Here is a 21,048-nt window from a genome sequence, read left to right as displayed (position 1 = left end):
TGTGGGAGAGACAGAACAGACAGACGAACTTTGCCACGGAGCATTCCAGGGGAGCGCATATGCACATCAGGGGCGACCACGCCGAGCTGGTCGTCGGGGGCCGCCTCGACGTCCGAAGCGCGGCGGACGCCCGTACGGCCCTGCACTCGGCCCTCGACGACGGCGTCGGCGACCTGGTGCTCGACCTGACCGAGCTGGATTCCTGGGACGCCACCGGACTCGGCGTCATCATGGGCGCACACCGCAGGGCCGGACGGGCCGGGCGGCGGCTGGTGCTCCGCGGCGTGCCGCCGCAGATGCAGCGCCTGCTGGTGGCGACCCGGCTGCACCGCATCCTGGCCATCGAAGGCGGAATCGCCGCGGAATCGCTGCCGCGCGTGTAGCGGCGTACGCCGGGGTCGAAAGCGCACAATCCGCGCGAGAACGCGCGCTTCGGGCGGCGTGACCCCCCGACTGTGCGGGGACCCGGCGCGACGGTCTAGGGTTCGCCCGTCCGCCGATTGACGAACCCACCGGGCGGACACCGGACCGGAAGCGACAGCGGGGCGTGCGAGGCCGGAGGGGCAATCGTGCGCGACGCGTCTGGGGGCTTTGGCGATGGACCCGACACACCGGGGACCGGAAGAGTACGGCCGGGACAACGGCGGCTTCGGCGAGGGGTCCGGCCGCAGACGGCCGGCCCGTGACCAGCTGACCCCGGAGCCCGGCCAGCCGACGCCGCAGGCACGCGTCGTCCGGCTCATAGCGGGCGACTACCTCCTCACCGTCAACCCGATCGACGGCAGCGAGGTCGAGCTGTGCCCGCCGGGGGAGCAGCCCGGCCCGCCCGCCCGGCGCACCGCGACCGGCCGGGCCGACCGCGAACGCGCCACCGCGCCGCCCGTACCACCCGGCCCGCCCACCCCCCAACTGCCGCTCCTGGAACGCGCGCCGGAGCGCGAACGACTGGTGCGCCTGCTGTCCCAGGGCCGCTCGGTGCGGCTCACCGGACCCGCCGGATCGGGCCGCACGGCACTGCTCGACGCAGTCGCGGCCGACTGCGCGGACCTGGCACCGGACGGAGTCGTACGGCTCAGCGGCTACAAGCGGAGCGCCACCGACCTGCTGTACGGGCTCTTCGAGGCCGTACACGACGCGACGCTGCACCGCCCGGACCGTGACCGGCTGCTCGAACGGGTCCGGGGCATCGGCGCCGTCGTGCTGCTCGACGACCTGGAGTTCGGCGGGGCCGCGCTGGAGGAGCTGCTCGACGCGACACCGGAGTGCGCCTTCCTGTTCGCGACGGTTCCGGACGTCGCCGCGCCCACCACGGACTCGCACCTCGAAGAGGTCTTCCTCGCGGGCCTCGGCCGCAGCGCCGCGGTCGACCTGCTGGAGCGGGCCGCCGAGCGCCCGCTCACCGAAGAGGAGGCGAACTGGGCGGGAGACCTCTGGTTCGAGTCCGAGGGGCTGCCGCTGCGCTTCGTCCAGGCGGCCGCCCTGCTGCGCCAGCGCGATCTGCTGCGCACCGACCCCGAGGCGTACGGCGATTCCGGCGGCCGCGACGGCCTGCCCACGGCCGCCCCCTTCGGGCACGACCAGGCCGTCGACGGGGTCCACATCCCGCTGCCCAGCCTCGGGGAGGGGGCGGCGCCCGCCGCACTGCTCGCCTCACGGCTGAGCGGGCCCGCCCGCGACACCCTGCGCTTCGCGGTGGCCCTGGGCGGCGAGGTGCCGCACCAGGCGCATCTGCCGGCGCTCATCGGGGACACCCACGCGGATGCCGCGCTCGGCGAACTGGCCGGCTGCGGGCTGCTCTCCCCGGCCGGTTCGCGCTACCGGCTCGCCGCCGGTGTCGTCACCCAGCTGGAGGCCGCCGGATACGGCGAGGACGCCACCGAGCGGGCCCGTACCGCGGCCCAGCACTACGCCTGGTGGGCCGGTCACCCCTCGGTCACCCCCGAGCGGGTGACGGCCGAGGGCGACGCCGTCATCGCGGCGATGGCGCAGCTGGTGCCCGGCGACGGGGCGGGGCAGACCAGCGTGGCCGTGCTGCTGGCCCGCAGCGCCACCCCGGCCTTCGCGGCGGGCCTGCACTGGGGAGCCTGGGAGAAGGCGCTGCGGATCGGCCAGGAGGCGGCCCGGATCGCCGGGGAGCTCGCCGAAGAGGCCTACTTCCACCACGAGTTGGGGGTACTCGCGCTCCTGGCCGGAAATCCGGACCGGGCCAGGGCCGAGCTGGAGACCTCGATCAGCATGCGCGGGGCGCTGGCGGACAAGTCCGGGGCGGTGGCCGGACGACGCGCGCTCGCCCTGGTCGCGGACCGTTCCGGCGGCCCGCTGCCCATCGTCCTCACCCCGCCCGGGGACGAGCTGCCGGTTTCGCGAGCCGAGGCGCCGGCGACGCCGCCCGCCGGCACGAGGCCGTCCGTGACGCAGACGCCGCCGAGGCCGTACGAGGGCGCCACCGCGGTGATCTCGCGGCCAAGCGCGCCCAAGGCCGCCGGGGGCGCGCGGGGAGGCCGCTTCGGGCTGCTCGCCGGGGCCCGGCGTAATCTGGTCGCGACGGCCGCGGGCGTCCTGTTGACCGGTGTGCTCGGCACGGTGGTCGGGCTGGGGCTGACCTCCGGCGACGACGACGTCCAGGGGAACCAGGACGTCACGACCGAACAGTCGCAGAGCCAGGACGGCGGCGAGGACGAAGTGCCGGCCGACGGCCCGGCCGACGGTTCGACCTCCGCCGACCCGGCATCCAGCGGCAGTCCGGAGACGCCCGGTCCGTCGGGCACCGAGATCACGCCGAGCGGCAGCGGTACACCGTCCACGGACCCGACGGAACCGAGCGGCACCCCGTCCTCGGACCCGTCGTCCAGCAGCAGGCCGCCGTCGCACGAGCCGACCACGTCGCCCACCACGACGAAGTCGCCCAGGCCGACGAAGACCTCCAGCCCGACCGCCGGCCCGACGGAGACCGAGTCCCCGAGCCCGACGGACACGGCCACCGAACCCGAGCCGTCCTCGCCCGACACCTCCGACTCGGCGAGCGGCCCCTCCTCGTCGTCGGCGGCGAGCGCGGACAGCGGTCCGGCCATCGCCTGAACCGCCCCGGAACCGACGAACGCCGGACGTGACGGGCACGTCCGGCGTCGGGGACCGGAAAGGAAGCGGGAACAGGGGCAGCGGGGCGGGTCAGAACAGCCGGAGCTTGTCGTCCTCGATGCCGCGCATCGCGTCGTAGTCGAGCACGACACAGCCGATCCCGCGGTCCGTCGCCAGCACCCGGGCCTGGGGCTTGATCTCCTGGGCCGCGAAGACGCCCTTCACCGGGGCGAGGTGCGGATCGCGGTTGAGCAGTTCCAGATAGCGGGTCAGCTGCTCCACGCCGTCGATGTCGCCGCGCCGCTTCAGCTCCACGGCGACGGTCTGGCCGTCGGCGTCCCGGCACAGGATGTCGACCGGCCCGATGGCGGTGAAGTACTCGCGGCGGATCAGGGTGTAGCCCTCGCCGAGGATCTCGATCCGGTCGGCGAGCAGTTCCTGCAGGTGCGCTTCGACGCCGTCCTTGATCAGGCCCGGGTCGACACCCAGCTCGTGGGACGAGTCGTGGAGGATTTCCTCCATCGTGATGATGAGTTTCTCGCCCGCTTTGTTCACCACGGTCCAGACGTCCGCGGTGTCGCCGGTGCCCTCCTTCAGAGTGCAGGGCGGTGACATCCAGTTGAGGGGTTTGTACGCCCTGTCGTCGGCGTGGATCGACACGCTCCCGTCCGCCTTCACCAGGATCAGACGGGGAGCGGAGGGCAGGTGGGCAGTGAGCCGGCCGGCGTAGTCCACGGAGCAGCGGGCGATGACGAGACGCATGGTCGGCAACGCTACTCGACGAGGGGTGTTCCACGCGATTCTCCCCCTGCCACTCCCGTCACCCCGTTTTCGTCCAGGGGGCGCAGTCGGGGCTTGCCCCTCTTTGCGCCCCTTCGTTATTGGCCGGTTGTGTTCCCAATCTCCTGGTGCGGCCCGGACCGCACCCTTACCGTGTAAGCAGGAGGTCGTCGTCTGTGTACGCTGCGTCGCCGTCCTCCTTCCCTGCCCGTAAGGCCCCGGCCCGGCGTCGGGGTCGCGAGAGGAGAACCCATGTCGCTCGACGTCTCACCGGCGCTGTTGGAACAGGCCGAGCGAGGCGAGGTCGACGAAGCCGACTTCGTCGACTGCGTCCGGACCTCCCTGCCCTTCGCATGGGAGATGATCAGCTCTCTGGTGGCACAGCTGAAGGTGGACGGCGGAGAGTTCGCCGACAACCAGACGCCCCCGCCGGACGAGCAGGCACGTGGTCAGCTGCTGCGCGCGCTCGCGAGTGATGCGATCCGCGGCGCGCTCCAGCGGCACTTCGGGGTGCGCCTGGCATTCCAGAACTGCCACCGCGTCGCGGTGTTCCCGCTGGACCCGTCGGTCGACGAGCGTCTGGCCCGCTTCACCTCGGTGAGGGGCCAGTTGCTCAACCAGTCGCCCGAACTGCGGGACTGTTAAACGCTTGCTGCCGTTCCGGGCCGAGACCGCGCGACTGGCTCCGGAGCGGCAGCCCCCGTACCTCCGACGACCTGTCAGGTGAGCAGCGGGAGCACTTCGGTACCGAGCCGCGCTACGTTCTCCTCCGTGGCCGCCAGATCTCCCGACCCCTCCACCAGGAGCGCGAAGCGGGTGATGCCCGTCCGCTCGGCGGTGGCTGCGAGCCGGTCGGCGGCGAGCCGGGGCGGCCCCACAGGATGAAGACCGCACAGCAGCTCCGTGTACGCGACCGGATCGCGCATCACCCGGTGCCGGCCGTCGACCGTGACATGGGCCTCCAGACCCTGCCGCAGCCAGCCCGGCATCGCCTTAACCAGCGTCTCCACCGCCTCCTGGGGACGGTCGGCGATCTGGGCCACCCCCGCGGACACGTGCCCGGCCTCGCGGACGCTCTCGGGCGAGCGGCCCGCGGCGAGCGCGGTGGAGCGCCACAGGGCGACCATGTCGGCCTTCTCCTGATCCCCGCAGTGCATCCCGAGCAGCATCGGCAGGCCGTTCTCCGCGGCGAGCTTCACCGTCTTCGCAGAGGTGCACGCGACGACCACCTCGGGGCCGCCGGGGCTCTCGCCGCCGTCCTCGGCGAGCAGCTCGTCGGCCCGGGGGACCACGGCGACCTCGCGGAAGCCGTACCGCTCGCCGCGCCCGGTCACCTTCGGGCTGCCCAGCCAGTCGAGCAGCAGCTCCAGGGACTCCGGGAAGCCCTTCTCGTACGCCTCCAGGCCCCCGCCGAACACCTCCAGATCCACCCAGGGGCCGCCCCGGCCGACGCCGAGCGTGAACCGGCCGCCGCTGGTGAGATGGAGCAGCGCGGCCTGTTCGCCGAGCGCCACCGGGTGCTGGGTCGACAGCACGCTCACCGCCGTGCCCACCCGGATCCTGCGGGTGCGGCCGAGCAGCAGCGCGGCCAGCGTGACGGCGGAGGGGCAGACCCCGTACGGCACGAAATGATGCTCTGCCAGCCAGACCGAGTCGAGGCCGGATTCCTCCGCCACCTCGGTGGACCGGACAGCGCGATACAGCGCTTCACCTGGCCCCTGCCCCGGAAACTGGGCTGCCAGTACGAACGTTCCCACACGCATCGCCAATTGCCTCCTTGCGGCCGACGCGGCTCTCCCCTATTGAGCAACAACGTCTGACACGTGCCAAAGGCACGGTCCACCGGCAGGTTGTTGCGATTTTCCGGTAACTCACCCCTCACGGGAGCTCCCGTGACACCGCCCCAGGAGGCTCCGGACGACCGGCTCGGCCAAATGGCCCTACGCTGGACGGGAACTGCCCAGCCTGCCCCGTGAGGTGTCACGTGTCCCCGCGCCGCAACCGCCCCCGAGGCGGCGAGAGTCCCCACGACAGCACAGCGGATCCGCTGGGCCGGTACGGCGGCGGCGGACGTGCCGAGGAGTGGCAGGGCGAGCAGTGGTCGGTCCGCCCGGTCAGCGGCGCGAGCGCGGCGGGCAAGCGGTACCGCTGCCCCGGCTGCGACCAGGAGATCCCGTCCGGTGTCCCGCACCTGGTGGCCTGGTCCGAGTACGGCGGGATCGACGACCGCAGGCACTGGCACAAGGCGTGCTGGAACGCGAAGGACCGCCGCACCACACAGGTGCAGCGGTCCAGGAACGCGCCTCGCTACTGAGCCCTTCGGGGCAGGCCCGGAAGGGTCACACGTCCCGGCGGTCCAGAGCGGCGAACGCCCCGAACAGCGCCACGGCCGTGACTCCGAGCATGATCCACAGCGGGTCCCAGCCGGACGGCCCCGATTCGGCGACCGAGGTGGAGTAGAACGCGCTGAGCTGGTTGGGGATCGAGTACTCGAAGAGCTTCATCCGTAGGCCGGAGAGGGACTCCGCGAACATGAACATGGCCATCACGAGCGGCAGCAGCACCACGCCGATCATGATCGTGATCGCGCCGGCGGAGTGCCGGATGAGAGCGCCGACCGCGAGCGAGAGCAGCCCCAGCGTCGCGATGTAGAGGCCGACACCGACCGTCGCGCGCAGCCAGTCGCCGCCGGAGGGCGGTGCGCTGTCGATGATCGCCGTCTGCAACACCGCGACCAGCGCGGTTGTCACGGTCGTGATCACGAAAGTGAGCAGGAAGAAGACGATCGCCTTCGCGCTCAGCACCCGGGCCCGGCTGGGGCAGGCCGTCAGCGTCGTACGGATCATGCCCGTGCCGTACTCCGACGCGATGGTCATCACGCCGAGCGTGATCACACAGATCGAGCCCAGCAGCACCCCGAAGAAGCCGAAGCTGAGCACCGGCGTCGAGTCGAGACCGCTCCCGGAGGCGTTGACCGCGACCGCGGCGAGCAGCCCGACCCCGAGCAGCAGCACGATCATGATGCCGAGCGTCCACATCGTGGAGCGCACCGAGCGGATCTTGGTCCACTCGGACGCGATCGCATCGCCGAGCGTGGCCCGGCGCACCGGGATCGGCGAGGTGTACATACCGGCCGGTGCGGCCGACGGGCTGTGCGGCGCGGCCGGGACCTGCTGCTGGTACGGCGCCTGCGGGGTCGGCGGCGTTGTCATCGGGCGTCCTCGCTGGTCTCGCGCTTGGTCAGGTCCGGGGTGGCGGGGGCCGGCTCGGCCGGGGCCGCCGCGTACGGGTTCTGTCCGGGTGGCGGCGGGGCGTACCAGTTCTGCTGCGGCATCTCCGGAGGCTGCGGCGCGTACCCCTGCTGCGCGTACCCGCCGGGCACCGGCTGCTGAAGACCCGCCTTCTGGTCCGCCGTCGAGCGGTAGTCCACGGCGCCCTGGGTCATCCGCATGTACGCCTCCTCCAGCGAGGCCTGGTGCGGCGAGAGCTCCCACAGCCGGACGTCCGCCTCGTGGGCCACATCGCTGATCCGCGGCAGCGGCAGTCCGGTGACGCGCAGCGCCCCGTCCGGCTCGGACATGACCTGTCCGCCCGCCTCGGTGAGCGAGGCCGTCAGCTTCTCGCGCCGCTCCGCGAGGCCGTCCGCGACCCGCACCCGGGCGAAGTCGGCCGAGTTGGCCGAGATGAAGTCCTTGATGTTCATGTCGGAGAGCAGCTGGCCCCGGCCGATCACGATCAGATGGTCGGCGGTGAGCGCCATCTCGCTCATCAGGTGGCTGGAGACGAAGACCGTACGCCCCTCGGACGCCAGCATCTTCATCAGATTGCGGACCCAGAGGATGCCCTCGGGGTCCAGGCCGTTGACCGGTTCGTCGAAGAGCAGCACCTGCGGGTCGCCGAGCAGCGCCGCCGCGATGCCGAGCCGCTGGCCCATGCCGAGCGAGAACCCCTTGGAGCGCTTCCGGGCGACGTCCTGGAGGCCGACGACGCCGAGCACCTCGTCGACCCGGGCGGCCGGGATCCCGGCGAGCTGGGCGAGCGAGAGGAGGTGGTTACGGGCGCTGCGGCCGCCGTGCACCGCCTTCGCGTCCAGCAGCGCACCCACCTGGCGCGGTGCGTTCGGCAGGCTGCGGAAGGGATGGCCGCCGATCGTCACATGGCCGGAGGTCGGCTGATCCAGGCCCAGGATCATGCGCATGGTGGTGGACTTGCCCGACCCGTTGGGACCGAGGAATCCGGTGACGGCGCCCGGCCGCACCTGGAAGGAAAGGTTGTGCACGGCCGTCTTCGCGCCGTAGCGCTTGGTCAGGCCGACTGCCTCGATCATGCTCCAGCCCCATCGACTCACATCTGTCGTCGGGGCCCAGGCCGTCCGGCCGCACGCCCCCGTAAGAGTTAGGAGGATATCCAGGCCTTGACGGTTCCGGCCAAGCCGTTGCGGTTGAGCATCGGTCCGGTCGGAGCGGACGGAAGGCTTCCGGGCAGGCCGTGCAGGCCGCGGGGGCCGCCCGCCGACGCCGTCGAGGCGGCCTTTACGCGTCCCGCCTCTTCAGTACGACATAGCCGCCGATCAGCGCGGCAGCCACCCAGGCGACCAGAATCCCGAGCCCGCCCCACGGCCCGTACGGGGCCGGGTTGCTGTTCATCGCGTCGGGGACCACCTGCATGATCTTGGAGCCGGCCTGGTCGGGGAAGTAGCGGGCGACCTTCTTCGCCCCCGGCACCGCCGACAGGATCTGGGAGACCAGGAAGAAGAACGGCATCAGGATGCCGAGCGACAGCATGGAGCTGCGCAGCATCGTCGCCACGCCCATCGAGAAGATCCCGATCAGCCCCATGTAGATGCCGCCGCCGACGACCGCGCGCAGCACGTTGTCCGCGCCGATGTCCGTGTGGTGGTCGCCGAGCAGGGCCTGCCCGAGGAAGAACGAGACGAAGCTGGTGGCGATGCCGACCACCAGGGCCAGCGCCCCGGCCACCGCGATCTTGCTGAACAGGAACGAACCGCGCTGGGGCACCGCCGCCAGCGAGGTGCGGATCATGCCGGAGCTGTACTCCGTACCGACCACCAGCACCCCGAAGACGACCATGGCCAGCTGACCGAGGACCATGCCGGAGAAGCTGATCAGGGTCGGGTCGAAGGTGACTCTCTCCGCCACCGGGAGCTCGTCGAACTGGGAGTTCATCAGGGCGCAGAGCGCCGCGCTCATCGCGACGGTGACGACGAACGCCGAGATCAGCGTCCAGACGGTCGAGGAGACCGAACGGATCTTGGTCCACTCGGAGGTCAGGACCGCGGGTACCGATGCCATCGTCGTCACACCTCCTTGCGGCTGCCGGCGGCGGGGCCGCCGGTCTGCTGGTTCCACTGCTCGCCCCACTGCGGGCCCGTCGGCGGTGGCGCCGGGGCGTGGTCGGAGTGCGCGTGGTACTCCACGGAGTCCGCGGTCATCTGCATGAATGCCTCCTCCAGAGAGGCCCGCTGGGCACTCAGCTCGTGCAGCACGATCTGGTGCTGCGCGGCGAGCTCGCCCAGCGCCTCTGTCGTGGCGCCGTCGATCTCCAGCGTGCCGCCCCCGGTCTCGACCACGATCAGCCCCGCCTCGTGCAGTACGTCGCGCAGCCGCTCCTGCTGCGGCGAGCGCAGCCGTACGTAACTGCGGGAGTTCTGATGAATGAAGTCGGCCATCGAGGTGTCGGCGAGCAGCCTGCCCTGGCCGATCACGATCAAGTGGTCTGCGGTGAGGGCCATTTCGCTCATCAGGTGCGAGGAGACGAAGATCGTCCGGCCCTCCGCGGCGAGCGCCTTCATCAGATTGCGGATCCAGTGGATGCCCTCGGGGTCCAGGCCGTTGACCGGTTCGTCGAAGAGCAGCACCTGCGGGTCGCCGAGCAGCGCCGCCGCGATGCCGAGCCGCTGGCCCATGCCGAGCGAGAACCCCTTCGACTTCTTCTTCGCCACCGCGGTCAGACCCACGGTGTCCAGCACCTCCGCGACCCGGCTCTCCGGGATGCGGTTGCTCTGCGCGAGACAGAGCAGATTGTTGTACGCGCTGCGTCCGCCGTGCATCGACTTGGCGTCCAGCAGCGCCCCGATGTACTTCAGGGGTTCTTCCAGGTCGCGGTAGTGCTTGCCGTCGATGCGCACCGAACCGCTGGTCGGGTTGTCGAGATCGAGCATCATCCGCATCGTCGTGGACTTGCCCGCCCCGTTGGGCCCCAGAAAACCCGTCACCATTCCGGGCCTGACCCGGCAGGACAGCCGGTCGACGGCAACCTTGTTGCCAAAGCGCTTGGTGAGGCCATCGAGCTCGATCATGCGTTCACGCTAGAACGGCCGCGCGCCCGGCGCCACCACAAGGGCGGAACCGGGCGCGTCAGTGTCATTCCAGGGGTACAGCTGCAGTACCCGGGGGTCAGCGACCCTGCTGAGCCGGGACACCACGGGTGACCGGCTCGTCGTCGGCGGGGGCACCGGCCGCGGCGACCGCGGCACCGGTCAGCGTGGCCAGCATCTCGCGGACGTTGGTCAGCTGGGCGTTGATCGAGTCGCGGCGGTTGGTGAGCGCCGCCAGCTCGCGCTCCGATTCGCTGCGGATCCGGTCGGCCTTGGCGTTCGCGTCGGCCACGATGTCCTCGGACTGGCGCTGCGCGGTCTCCACCGTCTGACGGGCCCGGCGCTCGGCGTCCGTACGGAGCTTCTCGGCCTCCAGGCGGAGCTGCTCGGCGCGGTGCTCGATCTCGGCGAGGCGCTTCTCGGCCTTGGCCTGACGGGACGCGAGGTCGCGCTCCGACTGGTCGCGGCGCTTGGCCAGGTTGGTCTCGAAGTCCGCGGCGGCCTGGGCGGCCTTGGCGCGGGTCTCCTCGAAGAGGGCATCCGCCTCCTCGCGCTTCTGCGCGGCGTCCTTCTGGGCCTCCGTACGCAGCGAGCCGGCCTCACCCTTGGCCTTCTCGACGATGCGGACGCCCTCGTCCTCGGCCTTCGCCTTGCGCTCGGCGGCGAACGTCTCGGCATCGTTGCGCACCTGCTGGGCGGCCGACTCGGCGAGCTCACGGTGCTGCTCGGCGGCGCGACGGGCCTCCTCGCGCAGGTCCTTCGCCTCCTCCTCGGCCAGGCGGAGGATCTTCTCGACGCGGGCGCCGAGTCCGGCGTACGACGGCTCCGCGTCGTTCACCTGGGCCTGGGCGTTCTGCGTTTCGAGGTGGAGCTCCTCGATGCGCTTCTCCAGAGAGGTGATGCGGGTCAGGGCACTATCACGGTCGGCGACGAGCTTGGTAATGCGGTCATCCACCTGACCGCGGTCGTATCCACGTCGCACGAGCTCGAAGCCGAAGGGGGAGGAAGGGTCGCTCATGAGGTTCCTGTCGAATGAGACCGGTGAGGTGTTAGGGGGAATCCTAGGGGCCGGAACGGCGTGTCACCGAGCGGATGCGCTTTTGATCTGGAGAATGACACCTCTTTTGAGTGGCTGAGCCCAGTAGCCCTTGCCACTCGGAGGGTTGAACGTTCTTGACGGAGCATGAAAAAAGGCAAGGCGACTACCCCTCGGACGACTTGCCACTCGATCGAGTGCCCGCCGAGGCGCCGGCCTTGACGCCGCCGGTGGAACCGCTCGCGCCCTTGCCGCCGCCCGTCGGCGTCTCGAAGGACTCCAACGCCTCCAGCACGTCCTGGACACGGGAGATCTCGGTGTTGATGTCCTCGCGCCGACGCACCAGTAGGTCCAGCTCACGCTTGCCCTCGTCCACCGTACGCTTCGCCTCGGCCTCGGCGTCGGCCCGCAGCTTCTCGGCCTCGCGGACCAGCGTGGCCTTCTTCTGCTCGGCCTCCTTCAGCAGCGACTCGGCCCGTTTCACCGCGGCGATCCGGACCTTGCTCGCCTCCGAATTGGCGTCCGCCAGCAGTTCCTTGGCCTTGGCCGCCGCCTCGTCGCGCTGCTCCGTCGCCGCCTTCATCAGGTTGTCGACGCGCTCGCCCGCCGTCTTCATCTGCTCGGAGGTCTCCCGCCGGGCGCGGTCGTGCAACTCCTCGATCTCGCCCTCGATCCGGGCCCGCAGCTCCTCGGCCCGCTCGCGGATCGCGGTGGAGTCCCGGCGCGCGCCGACCAGCAGCTCGTCCGCGTCCGTACGGGCCCGCTCCACCAGGGAGTTGCCCTCGACCGTGGCCTCCGAGGTGATCCGCACGGCTTCCTTGCGGGCCGCGCCGACCATCGTGTCGGCCTGCTTCTCCGCCTCGGTGGCGGCGCGCAGCGCCTCCTCCTGGGCCTTGTTGATGAGCTGATCTGCCTGCTCCGCGGCATCGGCCCGGCGCTTCGCCGCGGCCTCCCGGGCCTCGTCGAGCAGCCGGTCCGCCTCCTGGCGGGCCTCCGCGCGCATCTGCTCGGCCGCCGACTCCGTCTCCGCGCGCAGCCGTTCCGCCTCCTCGCGGGTGCGGGCCGCGTGCTCCTGCGCCGAGACGACGGTGGCCGCCGCCTCCGCGCGCAGCCGCTCCGCCTCGTCCGCGGCCTCGTCCGACAGCCGGGCCGCCTGCTGCTTCGCCTCTTCGACCAGCGTGGTGGCCCGCTGCGTCGCCTCTTCCACGAGGCCGGTGGCCCGCTGCGTCGCCTCCTCCACGAGCGTGGTGGCGCGCTGCGTCGACTCCGTGCCGATCCGCTCGGCCTCGCTCGTGGCCTCACCCACCAGCCGGTCGGCCTGGGCCGCCGCGTCGGAACGCATCCGGTTGGCGTCCTCGCGGGCCTCGGCGCGGCTGCGCGAGGCGTCCTGCTCGGCCGAGGCCAGCGCGTCGGAGGCCTCGGTGCGCATCCGCTGGCTGTACTCGGCGGTGTCCGCCCGCATCCGCTCCGACTCGGCGATCGCCTCCGCGACGGTCCGCTCGGCCATCGCCTTCGCGGCCTCGGACTCCTCCTGCGCCTCGCGGCGGATCCGGGACGCGTCCTCGCCGGCCCGCTCCCGCTCCGCGTGCGCGTCGGTGCGGACCCGGTCCGCCTCCTCCTGCGCCTCGGACTTCGTCCGCTCCGCCACGTGCTCGGCGGTCGAGCGCAGCCCGGCGATCTCCGCCTCGGCCTGCTCCTGCAGCCCGCTGACCGAATCCCGCACCTGCTGGGCGGTCTGCTCGGCCGCGGAGACCAGCTCGGTCGCCCGGCTGTCCGCCTCCTCGACCAGGCGCTGCGCCTCGGCCTGCGCCTGCTCGACCCGCTTGCGGGCGGAGGCGAGCAGCTCCTCGCTCTGCTCGCGGGCCCGCTCGCGCTCCTGGTTCGCCTCGGTGCGCGCCGCGTCGAGGGTCTCCTCGGCCTCCCGGCGGCGCCGGTTGGCCTCCTCCTGGGCGGCGGCCAGCGCCTCGGCGGCCTCCGTGCCCACCCGCTCCGCGGCGGCGGCGGCCTCGGACCGCACCCGGTCGGCGCTCTCCTGCGCCTCGGACTTGAGCCGCTCCGCCTCGGCGGCCGCCTCGGAACGCAGCCGTACGGCGACGGCCTCGCCCTCCGCACGCGACTGCGCCGCGTCCGCCACGGCCTCGTCGCGCAGCCGCTCCGCCTCCGTCTCCGCCTGCTCGCGCAGCGTCCGGATCCGCTCGGCGGCCTCCGCGCGCAGCCGCTCGGACTCCTCGTTCGTCTCGCGCCGGATGCGCTCCGCCTCGGCGCGCGCGTCCGTGAGCGCCTGCTCGGCGCCGGTGACCCGGGTCTCGGCCTCGGTGTGCAGCCGGGTCAGCTCCTCGGCCGCCTCCGCCTGCCGGGCCGCGACCGCGCGCTCGGTCTCCTCGCGCAGTTCCGCCGCCGCCCGCTCGGCCGCTGTGGTGGTCGAAGCGGCCTGCTCCTCGGACTCGGTACGCAGCTGTTCCGCCTCGGCGCGGGCCCTCTCCAGGGCCTCCTCGGCCTGCTTGCGCAGTGCGCCGGCCCGCTCGGCCGCCTCGCCGCGGACCCGCTCGCTCTCGGTGCCCGCGGTGGACCGCAGCTCCTCCGCGTCCGCCTTCGCCTTGGCCAGCAGCTCCTCGGCGGTCTTCGCGCCCTCCTCGATCTGCTGGACCGCCTCGCGGCGGGCCTCGCCGCGGATCCGCTCGCCCTCGGCGACCGCCTCGGAGCGCAGCTGCTCGGCCTCGCCGCGCAGCCGGCGCGCCTCCTCCTGGAGCTCGACCGTCTTGGCCCGGTACTCCTTGGTGTCGTCCTTGGCCGCGCCTTTGAGCTGGTCGGCCTGCTCGGCGGCCTCGCCGCGCAGCCGGTCCGCCTCGGCCTCCGCCTCGCGGCGGATCCGGTCGGCCTCCTCGCTCGCCGCCCTGGTGGTGGACCGCGCGTCCTCGGACGCCTTGGTCAGCACCTCCTCGGCGCTCCTGGCGGCCTTGGCGAGCTGCGCCGCGGTGTCCTCGGCGGCGGCCGTGCGGGCCTTCTCGGAAGCCTCGGACTTCAGTCGGTCCGCCTCGGCGCGGGCATCGGCAAGCGCCTGCTCGGCCTCCGCCTTGAGCGTCTCGGCGTCCTTGGTGGCCTCGCCGACCAGCCGGGCGATCTCCGACTTGGCCGTACGGGTGCGCTGCTCGTTCTGCGACTCGGCGGCGGCCAGCCGCTTGACCGCGGCCTCCTTCGCCTCGGCGGTGACCTTCTCGGCCTCCAGCCGGGCCTCGCGCAGCCGGGTCTCGGCCTCCTGCATGCGCTGCTCGGCGGCCCGGTTCAGCTCGGCGGTCTGCCGCCGGGTCTGCTCGGTCTCGGCCGTCGTCGACGTACGCAGCTGCTCGGCGTGGCTGGTGGCCTCCTGCGCCTGGCCGGCGGCGGCGTCCAGCAGCCGTTCGGCGTCCTTGCGGGCGCGCAGCAGGATCGCCTCGGCCTCGGACCGGGCCGTCTCCGCCTCGGAACCGAGCCGCTGCCGGGTCTCCTCCGCCAGCCGGCTCGCCTCGGCGCGCGCGGCCGACAGGGACTGCTCGGCCTCGGCCCGGGACTCCTCCAGCAGCCGGCGGGCCTGGGACTCCGTCCTGGCCCGGAGCTGCTCGGCCCAGGCGACGTTCTCGTTGACGTGGGACTCGACGGTCTGGCGGCGCTCCGCCAGCTCCTGGTCGAGCCGCTGGCGCCGCTGCACCGCCTCGTTGTGCAGCTCGGCCTGGAGCCTCGCCTGGTGCTCGGCGTGCTCCTGGAGGATCCGCTGCGTCTGCGCGCGGGCGTCGCGGAGCTCCCGCTCGGCGTCGGTCCGCAACTGATCCGCCTGGATCTGGGCGTTACGGAGCAACTGGTCGGCCTGATAGCCGATGTCCGCGCTGTCGTACGCGGGACGGGTCGCGAGATTGCGCCGAGCCTCGTGCAGCTTGGCGCGCAAGACCTCGACCTGGTAACCGAGGTCCTCGGCGTGCTGGACGGCCTTCTCCCGGTCGGTCTTCAGCCGGTCCATCTCGGCCTCGAACCGCGAGAGATGGTCGTCTTCAGCTCGGTGGCTCTCCTGCCGTTCGTAGCCCCGCACTGCGCGGTCCCATCCTTCCCCGAGCTCTCAACTTCTTCCCCAAACTCTCAACTTCGTTCGAGCAGGGGATGCCCCACTGAGCAGGGGAGACCCCAACCCTGGTCGCAACTCTCCAGCGAGTACCGTTCACCAGTGAACGGTCCCCCGGGGAATGGTGACAGATCAACGGCTGAGGACGCGGCGCGGCCCCGACCCGGCCCCGGCCCGGAACAGCCCACTCTACCGGGCCAGGTATCCGGAGGTCAGTGCTCCGCTGCGGACGTGACCAGTTCGGTGAGGACACCGTGGCAGTCCTTGGGGTGCAGGAAGGTGATCCGGGACCCCATCGAACCCGTCCTGGGCTCCTCGTACAGCACCCTGACCCCCTTCTCCCGGATGTCCGCGGAATCCGCGTCGACGTCCGCGGTGCCGAAGGCGATGTGGTGGACACCCTCCCCGTTCTTCGCCAGCCACTTGCCCACGGCCGAGTCCTCCCGGGTCGGCTCCAGGAGCTGGAGGTAGGAAGCACCGCCGTCGGACGTATCGTTGATCTTGAGCATGGCCTCCCGTACGCCCTGCTCCTCGTTGATCTCGGAATGGAACACTTCGAACCCGTAGGTCGAGCGGTAGAACTCGACGGTCTTGTCGAGGTCGAAACAGGCGATCCCGATGTGATCGATTCGCGTCAGCATGGAACCAGTGCAGCGCCACACGGATGGTTACGCAACGTGCGCGCCGTCACACCCGCTGCCGGATGACGGGTGAGGTGCCGCTCAGTACATTCAAGTAAACCCTCGTTCACTCCTCATCCCAAGGGGCGCCCCTCATGTCTGGAACGACCGGTACCACCTCAGTGATCGTCGCGGGCGCGCGTACGCCCATGGGCCGCCTCCTCGGCTCGCTGAAGAGCTTCTCCGGCGCCGACCTCGGCGGTTTCGCCATCAAGGCCGCGCTGGACCGGGCCGGCATCGGCGGCGACCAGGTCGAGTACGTGATCATGGGGCAGGTGCTCCAGGCGGGTGCGGGCCAGATGCCGGCCCGCCAGGCCGCCGTCAAGGCGGGCATCCCGATGAACGTTCCCGCGCTCACCGTCAACAAGGTGTGTCTGTCCGGGCTCGACGCGATCGCCCTGGCCGACCAGCTGATCCGCGCCGGCGAGTTCGACGTCGTCGTGGCCGGCGGCCAGGAGTCCATGACCAACGCCCCGCACCTGCTCCCCAAGTCCCGCGAGGGCCACAAGTACGGCGCGATCGAGATGCTCGACTCCATGGCGTACGACGGTCTGACCGACGCCTACGAGAACATCCCGATGGGCGAGTCCACCGAGAAGCACAACACCCGCCTCGGCCTGAGCCGCGCCGACCAGGACGAGATCGGCGCCCTCTCGCACCAGCGCGCCGCCGCGGCCCAGAAGAACGGCCTCTTCGAGGCCGAGATCACCCCGGTCGAGATCCCGCAGCGCAAGGGCGACCCGGTCCTCTTCGCCAAGGACGAGGGCATCCGCCCGGAGACCACCGCGGAGTCGCTCGGCAAGCTGCGCCCCGCGTTCGCCAAGGACGGCACGATCACCGCGGGCACCTCCTCGCAGATCTCCGACGGTGCCGCCGCGGTCGTCGTCATGAGCAAGGCCAAGGCCGAGGAGCTGGGCCTGGACTGGATCGCCGAGATCGGCGCCCACGGCAATGTGGCGGGCCCGGACAACTCGCTCCAGTCGCAGCCGTCCAACGCCATCAAGCACGCCCTCAAGAAGGAGGGCCTGGAGGCCGGCGACCTCGACCTGATCGAGATCAACGAGGCGTTCGCCGCCGTCGCCGTCCAGTCGATGAAGGACCTCGGCGTCACCCCGGACAAGGTCAACGTCAACGGCGGCGCCATCGCGCTCGGCCACCCCATCGGCATGTCCGGCGCCCGTGTGGTGCTGCACCTGGCGCTGGAGCTGAAGCGGCGCGGCGGCGGCACCGGTGCGGCGGCGCTGTGCGGCGGCGGTGGTCAGGGCGACGCACTGATCATCCGCGTTCCGGGCAAGTAACAGGCAGTACGCGGTACATGCAGAGCAGCGAGTGAGCGAGCGAACGGAGCGGTGATGGTGGACGTCCCCACCCTGGTCGAGCAGGCACGTGCGGGCCGGCCGCGGGCCGTGGCCCGGCTCATCTCCCTGGTGGAGGGGGCGTCGCCGCAGCTGCGCGAGGTGATGGCGGCCCTGGCGCCGCTGACCGGCAACGCGTACGTCGTCGGCCTCACCGGCTCACCCGGTGTCGGCAAGTCGACATCGACGTCTGCGCTGGTCTCGGCGTACCGGAAGGCCGGCAAGCGGGTCGGCGTGCTCGCCGTCGACCCGTCCTCGCCGTTCTCCGGCGGCGCGCTCCTCGGCGACCGGGTCCGGATGTCGGAGCACGCCTCCGACCCGGGCGTCTACATCCGCTCCATGGCCACCCGCGGCCATCTGGGCGGGCTCGCCTGGTCGGCACCGCAGGCGATCCGGGTCCTGGACGCGGCGGGCTGCGAGGTGATCCTCGTGGAGACGGTCGGCGTCGGCCAGTCGGAGGTGGAGATCGCCTCCCAGGCCGACACCTCCGTCGTCCTGCTGGCACCCGGCATGGGCGACGGCATCCAGGCGGCGAAGGCCGGAATCCTGGAGATCGGCGACGTGTACGTCGTCAACAAGGCCGACCGGGACGGCGCGGACGCCACCGCGCGCGAGCTCAACCACATGCTGGGCCTCGGCGAATCGCGGAGCCCCGGCGACTGGCGGCCGCCGATCGTGAAGACGGTCGCCGCCCGGGGCGAGGGCATCGACGAGGTCGTCGAGGCGCTGGAGAAGCACCGGGCGTGGATGGAGGAGCACGGAGTGCTCGCCGAGCGGCGTACCGCACGGGCGTCCCGCGAGGTCGAGACCATCGCCGTGACCCGGCTGCGCGAGCGCATCGGCGACCTGCACGGCGACCGCCACCTCGGCGCGCTCGCCGAACGCATCGTGGCGGGCAGCCTCGATCCGTACGCGGCGGCCGACGAACTGGTGGCGGGGCTCACCGGCGAGGTGTGATCCGGAGCGACGGAGTACGGCCGGACGGGTGGGTCCGGGGGCGGCGTGCGGGCCGCTTCCGGACCCGCCCGTCCGTGTCCGTCAGGCTCTGCGGACCCACCCGTCCGTGTCTCCCGTCGTCCCGCCCGGCGCTGCGGCGGATGACGTGTCCGTGGCAGGATTACCGCCGGATACGGGCGCGGGATGCCCGTTGGTCCATGCGTGGCGACGGGGGGGAGTGGCGCATGTTGGGTCCGCTGCGGGAGGACTCGCCGAGACGGATAGGTCCGTACGGGATACGGGCCAGGCTCGGTGCGGGAGGCATGGGGGAGGTCTTCCTCGGCGTCCGCGACGGCGGCGAGGACCCGGTCGCCGTCAAGACCGTCCGCCGCGACGTGGCCAAGGACCCCGGCTTCCGCAGCCGCTTCCGCCGCGAGATCACCGTCGCCCGGTCCGTCGCCGGACCCCATCTCGCCCTGCTGCTCGACGGGGACGCCGACGCCGAAGTGCCCTGGCTCGCCACCGGATACGTGGCGGGGCCGACCCTGTCCGCCGCGGTACGCCGGGCGGGTGCCATGGACGAGGCCGAGGTACGGAGGCTCGGCGCCGGACTCGCCCGCGCCCTGGCGGCCGTCCACGCGGCCGGCATCGTCCACCGAGACATGAAGCCCGGCAACGTGATGCTCGCGTCGGACGGCCCGAGCCTGATCGACTTCGGGATCGCCCGCGACTCCGGCGCGACCCCGCTCACCACCACCAGCCGCATGGTCGGCAGCCCGGCCTTCATGTCCCCGGAGCACGTGGCGGGCAGCGGACGCGTCGTGCCCGCCTCGGACGTCTTCTGTCTGGCCTCCGTGCTCTGTTACGCCGCCACCGGCCGCGACCCCTTCGGCGACGGCCCGGTCGCCGCCGTGCTCTACCGGGTCAAATACGTCGAGGCCGATCTCGACGACGTGCCGGACACGTTGCGGGCCGTGCTGGAACGCTGCCTGGTGGCGGACCCGTCCGCCCGCCCGGCCGCCGCCGAACTCGCGGAGCTGCTCGACCCCGGCGCGGCGGCCCGGTGGCCGGACCCGGTGGCGCAGCACATCGCCGAGCACGGGCGCGAGCTGGCCCGGGTCGTGGCGCTGGGCGGCCCGCTGCTGCCGGGGTACACCCCCACCGAGGCGGCCGCCGCGAGCGGCCCGGCCCTCCATCAACTGCCCACCCAGGGCCCCGGCCCGACCCCGCCCGTCGCCCCCGACCCGCACAGCGCCCCCACCCAGGGCCCCGGCCTCGCCCGGCCCACCCCTGCGGGCACCACCCGGACCCCGCCCCCGCGCCGCTCCCGTCGCGCCCTGGCCGTCGCGCTCGCCGCGCTGATCGTGCTGGGCGCGGCGACGGGCGGGATCCTGGCCTGGCGGGACAAGGGCGCGCCCGGCGGGACGGCCCGGGGCGGCGGTCCGGCCGAGGGCGTCAAGATCGTGGCGGGGGTGGACGAGAACGGCGGCCCGGACGCCTCGGGCACGGTCCCGTACGGCCGCGACGTCCGTCCGGCGGGGTGGAAGAGGCCCTGGAAGGGGAAGTTCGCCGGGTCGCCGATCGGCTGCGCGGCGGGCCGCGACGTGGTGGTCTGCCGGAAGACGGACGGCACGTACGAGGCCTTGTCGGCGGCGGACGGCCACCGGATGTGGACGCTGGACACGGGTGAGACCTCTAAGGTCGCGGGCTGGGGGCCGACCGGCCAGTTCTTCATGCCGGCCGGCGCCACCCGCCCCCGGGTGTACGACGACACCGTGCTGCTCGCCGCGGGCGACCGGCTGCAGGCGCTGGACGCCAGCACCGGCAAGGTCCGCTGGGCGGTCCGGGGCGGTGGCGCGCACGACCTGGAGAGCGCCCCGATGGTCGTCGGCGGCCTGGTCCTCGCCGCCACCACCTGGTCGTCCGAGGGGGCGGAGCTCGCCGCGTACGACCTCCGCAGCGGCGCCCGGACGTGGCACCAGCCGCTGGCCCCGAAGGTGGTCGCCAAGGCCGCGAGGGGCAACTTCTGGCCGGTCGCCACTGACGGCCAGACGGTGTACGCGATCAGCACAGAGGGGCCGAAGGCGTTCCGGGCGAAGGACGGCAAACTGCTCGGCGCGGTGCGCGGCGAGGGCTCGTCCTGCGGGGAGCTGCGGCTGTGGGGCGCGTCCGCCTACTGCTCCGTCTACACCGACAACGAGGACTCCTCCGGCTTCGGTACCGACACCAGCGTGCTGCGGCTCGACGCGGCCACGCTCGCGGAAGAGGGGCGGGTCCCGCTGGACTCCGGGCTCGTCGCGCAGGCGACCGTCACCGCGCTCGACGAACGGGCGGTGGCCCTGCGCCGGGGCTACAAGTACGTGCTGGACGTGCCCGACGAGCTCGTCGTCGTCGGCCGGGACAAGGGCAGGACCCTCGGCAGGTTCCCGCTCACCGTGAAGGCGGGCGAGGGCATGAGCAACCCGGTCTCCGATGCCCTCATCGTCGCCGACACGGTCGTCTGGGCGGACAGCACGACGCTGTACACCGTCCCGATCCGCCCCGACGGCACGCTGGGCGCGCTGGTCAGGACCCGGCTGGAGGGCGCTCCGGGCCCGAGTCGCACACCGGAGTACGACATGCGCGAGGGCGTCCAGCTGGACAAGGAACTGAACGACCCGCAGGTGCTGCCGGTCGGCGGCGTCGTGCATGTCGTGTACGACGACGGCACCACGGTCTCCGTACCGCTGCCCGGATGAACCACGAACCGTGTGAGG

16 protein-coding genes are annotated in these 21,048 nt (G+C 72.3%); 7 read left to right on the top strand and 9 right to left on the bottom strand.

Annotated features, from left to right (window positions below):
- Positions 1 to 59 precede the first annotated feature (59 nt).
- Both ACIRJP_RS25250 and ACIRJP_RS25245 read left to right on the top strand, forming a co-directional pair.
- The gene (locus ACIRJP_RS25250) at positions 60 to 383 is read left to right on the top strand and encodes an STAS domain-containing protein (protein WP_123461690.1); all 324 of its coding nucleotides are present in this window, start codon (positions 60 to 62) and stop codon (positions 381 to 383) included.
- A gap of 214 nt (positions 384 to 597) precedes the next feature.
- Positions 598 to 3,078 carry an ATP-binding protein gene (locus tag ACIRJP_RS25245; RefSeq protein ID WP_404178257.1) on the top strand — a complete coding sequence of 827 codons (2,481 nt, stop codon included), beginning with the start codon at positions 598 to 600 and terminating at the stop codon, positions 3,076 to 3,078.
- A 90-nt stretch (positions 3,079 to 3,168) separates the two neighbouring features.
- Here ACIRJP_RS25245 and nucS read toward each other — a convergent pair whose 3' ends face one another.
- The gene (nucS, locus tag ACIRJP_RS25240) at positions 3,169 to 3,840 is read right to left on the bottom strand and encodes an endonuclease NucS (protein WP_259931854.1); all 672 of its coding nucleotides are present in this window, start codon (positions 3,838 to 3,840) and stop codon (positions 3,169 to 3,171) included.
- Between the two features lie 270 nt (positions 3,841 to 4,110).
- Here nucS and ACIRJP_RS25235 point away from each other — a divergent pair, with 270 nt between their 5' ends.
- Entirely contained in the window at positions 4,111 to 4,503 is a 393-nt protein-coding gene (locus tag ACIRJP_RS25235) for an SCO5389 family protein (RefSeq protein WP_404178254.1), read from the top strand.
- 74 nt (positions 4,504 to 4,577) lie between these two features.
- On the opposite strand, the gene ACIRJP_RS25230 is transcribed toward ACIRJP_RS25235, so the two are convergent.
- Entirely contained in the window at positions 4,578 to 5,621 is a 1,044-nt protein-coding gene (locus ACIRJP_RS25230; protein ID WP_404178251.1) for an LLM class flavin-dependent oxidoreductase, read from the bottom strand.
- A 221-nt stretch (positions 5,622 to 5,842) separates the two neighbouring features.
- Between ACIRJP_RS25230 and ACIRJP_RS25225 the strand changes: the two genes are divergently transcribed.
- A complete protein-coding gene (locus ACIRJP_RS25225) occupies positions 5,843 to 6,172 on the top strand; it encodes an ATP/GTP-binding protein (RefSeq protein WP_404178248.1) in 330 nt (109 codons plus the stop codon).
- Between the two features lie 25 nt (positions 6,173 to 6,197).
- Here the strand turns inward: ACIRJP_RS25225 and ACIRJP_RS25220 are convergent, their stop codons facing one another.
- From ACIRJP_RS25220 to mce, 7 genes are all read right to left on the bottom strand, one after another.
- Positions 6,198 to 7,070, bottom strand: a complete 873-nt coding sequence (locus tag ACIRJP_RS25220; protein WP_404178245.1) for an ABC transporter permease subunit — start codon at positions 7,068 to 7,070, stop codon at positions 6,198 to 6,200.
- On the bottom strand, positions 7,067 to 8,185 hold the full coding sequence (locus ACIRJP_RS25215) for an ABC transporter ATP-binding protein (RefSeq protein WP_404178242.1): 1,119 nt from the start codon (positions 8,183 to 8,185) through the stop codon (positions 7,067 to 7,069). Before ACIRJP_RS25215 ends, ACIRJP_RS25220 begins: the two co-directional genes overlap by 4 nt.
- Positions 8,186 to 8,390: 205 nt before the next feature.
- The gene (locus tag ACIRJP_RS25210) at positions 8,391 to 9,170 is read right to left on the bottom strand and encodes an ABC transporter permease subunit (RefSeq protein ID WP_404178239.1); all 780 of its coding nucleotides are present in this window, start codon (positions 9,168 to 9,170) and stop codon (positions 8,391 to 8,393) included.
- A 5-nt stretch (positions 9,171 to 9,175) separates the two neighbouring features.
- The gene (locus tag ACIRJP_RS25205; RefSeq protein ID WP_404178236.1) at positions 9,176 to 10,177 is read right to left on the bottom strand and encodes an ABC transporter ATP-binding protein; all 1,002 of its coding nucleotides are present in this window, start codon (positions 10,175 to 10,177) and stop codon (positions 9,176 to 9,178) included.
- 97 nt (positions 10,178 to 10,274) lie between these two features.
- Positions 10,275 to 11,213: a cellulose-binding protein gene (locus tag ACIRJP_RS25200; protein WP_266729657.1), complete on the bottom strand. Its 939-nt coding sequence runs from the start codon at positions 11,211 to 11,213 to the stop codon at positions 10,275 to 10,277.
- Positions 11,214 to 11,397: 184 nt separating this feature from the next.
- Complete coding sequence (gene scy / locus ACIRJP_RS25195; RefSeq protein ID WP_404178232.1) at positions 11,398 to 15,291, bottom strand: polarized growth protein Scy; 3,894 nt, start codon at positions 15,289 to 15,291, stop codon at positions 11,398 to 11,400.
- A 242-nt stretch (positions 15,292 to 15,533) separates the two neighbouring features.
- On the bottom strand, positions 15,534 to 15,962 hold the full coding sequence (mce, locus tag ACIRJP_RS25190; RefSeq protein WP_072486742.1) for a methylmalonyl-CoA epimerase: 429 nt from the start codon (positions 15,960 to 15,962) through the stop codon (positions 15,534 to 15,536).
- 134 nt (positions 15,963 to 16,096) lie between these two features.
- Between mce and ACIRJP_RS25185 the strand changes: the two genes are divergently transcribed.
- From ACIRJP_RS25185 to ACIRJP_RS25175, 3 genes are all read left to right on the top strand, one after another.
- Entirely contained in the window at positions 16,097 to 17,299 is a 1,203-nt protein-coding gene (locus tag ACIRJP_RS25185; protein ID WP_404178229.1) for an acetyl-CoA C-acetyltransferase, read from the top strand.
- A gap of 54 nt (positions 17,300 to 17,353) precedes the next feature.
- Entirely contained in the window at positions 17,354 to 18,313 is a 960-nt protein-coding gene (gene meaB / locus ACIRJP_RS25180; protein WP_404178226.1) for a methylmalonyl Co-A mutase-associated GTPase MeaB, read from the top strand.
- A 224-nt stretch (positions 18,314 to 18,537) separates the two neighbouring features.
- Positions 18,538 to 21,030 (top strand): protein kinase, encoded by a 2,493-nt coding sequence (locus tag ACIRJP_RS25175; protein ID WP_404178223.1) that lies wholly within the window; start codon positions 18,538 to 18,540, stop codon positions 21,028 to 21,030.
- Positions 21,031 to 21,048 lie beyond the last annotated feature (18 nt).

Origin of the sequence: Streptomyces sp. NPDC102437, assembly GCF_044765565.1 — a bacterium.
Taxonomy (GTDB): Bacteria; Actinomycetota; Actinomycetes; order Streptomycetales; family Streptomycetaceae; genus Streptomyces.
Note: the sequence above shows the minus strand (reverse complement) of the source record. Positions and strands in the feature narration are given on the sequence as shown.